The organism is Bacillus sp. TL12 (assembly GCF_022625245.1).
In the GTDB taxonomy this organism is placed as follows: Bacteria; Bacillota; Bacilli; order Bacillales; family Bacillaceae_G; genus Bacillus_A.
Genome location: NZ_JAJJBY010000118.1, coordinates 1 through 2650 on the forward strand (window position 1 = coordinate 1; position 2650 = coordinate 2650).

General features: G+C 30.7%; 2 protein-coding genes. One reads left to right on the forward strand and one right to left on the reverse strand.

What is annotated here, in order from left to right; all coding sequences use genetic code 11:
• Positions 1 to 110: 110 nt before the first annotated feature.
• Positions 111 to 491, reverse strand: a complete 381-nt coding sequence (locus tag LOK41_RS27755; RefSeq protein ID WP_241819318.1) for a hypothetical protein — start codon at positions 489 to 491, stop codon at positions 111 to 113.
• A 1382-nt stretch (positions 492 to 1873) separates the two neighbouring features.
• Between LOK41_RS27755 and LOK41_RS27760 the strand changes: the two genes are divergently transcribed.
• The gene (locus tag LOK41_RS27760) at positions 1874 to 2494 is read left to right on the forward strand and encodes a hypothetical protein (RefSeq protein ID WP_241819319.1); all 621 of its coding nucleotides are present in this window, start codon (positions 1874 to 1876) and stop codon (positions 2492 to 2494) included.
• Positions 2495 to 2650 lie beyond the last annotated feature (156 nt).

The window sequence follows — 2650 nt, forward strand, 5'->3', positions numbered from 1 at the left end:
GCATTTTTGAAAAAACACGTTAGTCAAAAAGTACAAAAGCCGTCCTGATGGACGGCTTTACGTTTAACATAATTTTTGTTATTGGAAGTACATTTAAAACCATCATTAATTTAATAAGAGTCTAATATCTCAAGTTTTTTAGCTAACACCCAACCACTTAGACCATAAGATGCACAAATGTTGTAATAAAAATAATTCTCTTTTATCAATGTATCCTCTAATTCTTTAATATTGTCATAACATATTGGCCAACAATAATTTTTTTGTTGCTCTAATAATTTCTTATTTTCTTTAAAAAAATCTGGAAGTGGATCTTCGTCTATATTAAAAATAATGCTGTTACTTATTTGGATTTCAAAAAAATGTGCTAGGACACCTGAAAAAACTATATATACATTGTCTCCTGATTCAGTAAGAGTGTGAATACGAATTTCTTCTTTCTCAAGATTAACTTGGTATGAAACAATTGTATTATCGTGAACACTTATCATAACTTCACTCCTTAAATTATAGATATTTGATTTTTGTTTCTTCAATATTATTTTTCTAATTGTAACATTTGAGAGAACTGGCTCATTAAGATTTTTAGATGTATAGGATATTCATGCTTGGTTGACATAACGTCCCATTATCCGTAGTAATCAAATCCCAGAAATCTATTCATAACAAGAGTTTTCTAGCTTTCCGCTCCTTTTCTGTATGCAAGATTTCATACAGCTCTGTCACAACAGCATTTGGCAGTTCAAACCGTTCTCGTAGCTTGCATGAAATCCTGCATATTCTTAGCGTATAAAATGCCGTTAGTACCCGTTATTTAACTAAAAAATTGTCTTAACTTATAATTTTCTTTTTTGATATGGTGACCCCATAGTCATCAAGCTAAAATTTTATAGTACCCCCAGAACGAAATTTTGTGCTAACTTGTAACAAAAAGCTTGTTTTTTCGTTTTGGAAAACAACGAAATTCTTAAGTTGATAGCTATGGGGTACCGTCACACCGTTATCTTCTGTCCATGTACGATTAGAAAAACAAAAAGAACTTGTAGTGATTGCTACAAGTTCTTTTTAAGGTAAGGTGACAAAAAGGGTAACACAAACTATCTTAACAAGCATATTAGAAAAACATAGGGATGTTTCTTGATAGGTCTATTATATAACAAATATTAACAATTGAAGAATTAAATTTCAAAAATTATGTGAATTGATAAAAGTGAGCGATTTATTTTTTTAGTATCTCTTAAAAAATCCATTTATTCATATTGAAATTTTCTATACTTAGATGTATTATATTTTTGTATTTTTTCTCTATTTGAAACAGAGAAAACATCATCACTTCTGAAAGGACCCGAACTTCAACGGGTTCTTTTTATACTTGAATTCATTTCTAATGCATTGTATCATATTTTCGTGTCTTACTTACATAGATCATTATCGGAAGGAATCTGCATTCAAGCAGGTTCTTTTTCTTTATGGGTTATGATTTTCTTTTCTTAGCCTGATGGACATAGGGTACCGCCAGCATTTCGGAAAAAACCCACGCTAAGAGCATGCAAGATTTTATACAGTTTTTCAGTCAATCCAATAACAAACGGGTACTCTGAAACCCACGCCAGAATAGGATTGTATAAAAAATGAATAGAGTCATAGAAAAAGAAAAAGGCGGATTCCTTGTGAGATTAGAGATCCGCCTTTTCCTTGCTACGGATAATTTTTTTACGTTATGTTAACTGAATTTGTATAGAGTATGCATTCAATCCTTTCGGATCTTCTTTAACTAAAGGGCCAAATTCTGGAATAACGTATTGTGAAAATGATATTTTTTTGAAATAATTGGAATTATTAATAGTAGTACAACGGAATAGGAGGAGATTTTTTGGAAAAGAGTCATGAAAATAGAATAGATTGGAAAAGATTTATTATTTTTACACTCATCTTAGGTTTTGTTGTTGCTTATTTATCTGTTGTTTCTGATAATCTACCATATTTAGGTGATGGTGTAACAGTTATTAAATTCTTTATATCCTATCTTGCAGTAATGATTAATTCCTTACCGATGTGGTTTATATATGCCATGCTTATTGGGTATTTATTTGCTAAAGACATTAAAGGTGCTGCATTACTTGGTACCATTTATACATTGACTGCAATTTCGTTTTATTTCGTGATTAGCAATTTTTATACAGATGTACAAATACAATTATCATTTAAAGAGATGGTAATTATATTTGTATCTTGGTACGGAGGATCAACTGTCGGTGGTATCTTTGGTGGAATTGTTGGATTTTTATTAAAAAAAACACCGTATGTATTACTCATTTTACTTTCAGGCCTAATATTGCAGTTGTTTGTAAATGGTACAAGAAGCTGGGGGGATATGGTTGGCATAGCACAAAATGTTACTTTTATCTTAATGATATTAAGCATTTTTGTTTATTTAACTCTTGTAAAGAGATTAAAAAAGAAAAAAATAAACTGCGGACATTCTGCCATTTAACCTTTGGATTTCAAAATAGTGATATTCAAGAATTGGCGCGATTGTTCAATAAGCAGCACAAAAGGATCTTCAATCAAAGATCCTTTTTCAGTACCGATAATTGTGCGTTATGTTAACCTTACATGAATACGGTATACATAGTTTTTTGTTTAACGG

Coding starts and splice junctions, on each gene's coding strand:
- LOK41_RS27755 (WP_241819318.1), bottom strand. CDS start 491: ATGATAAGTGTTCACGATAATACAATTGTTTCATACCAAGTTAATCTT.